Here is a 375-nt window from a genome sequence, read left to right as displayed (position 1 = left end):
ATCCAGCGATAGTCATTATCCTTAAAGGCGATGAGATCCGGCATGCCGGTTCTAAAGCTGCGAATATCACCCAGTATGACCTCAAAGAGCCCTAGCAATTCTTCCATGCTCAAGCAGCGCTTCGCATGTTGCAGAACCGCCAGATCAAACATTGGCCAGTGCACAAAGGGGTTAGTGAGTCCTTGCTTGCATTGATAGACTCTTTCCAGCTCTGCAAAACCTAACCGCTGTAATTCTTCTTTTCCAGTATCAATGAGTTGCTGACGTTTCTCAGTAAACTCAGGCGTGTAGAGATCCTTTGGACCAACCTGATAGGCATTGAGAAAGGCCCCTTCAATGGGCGCATAGATCACATCCCAAAAAGCCAGCCCAAAT

1 protein-coding gene is annotated in these 375 nt (G+C 47.5%); it reads right to left on the bottom strand.

From position 1 onward, the window contains the following. The coding region (locus tag AB4585_RS28460; protein ID WP_372172123.1) for a VRR-NUC domain-containing protein at nucleotides 1-375 on the bottom strand (375 nt) is incomplete at both ends.

The organism is Vibrio sp. 10N.222.49.C9 (assembly GCF_041474985.1).
Lineage (GTDB): Bacteria > Pseudomonadota > Gammaproteobacteria > Enterobacterales > Vibrionaceae > Vibrio > Vibrio crassostreae_C.
This window is presented reverse-complemented; position numbering and strand designations above follow the sequence as displayed.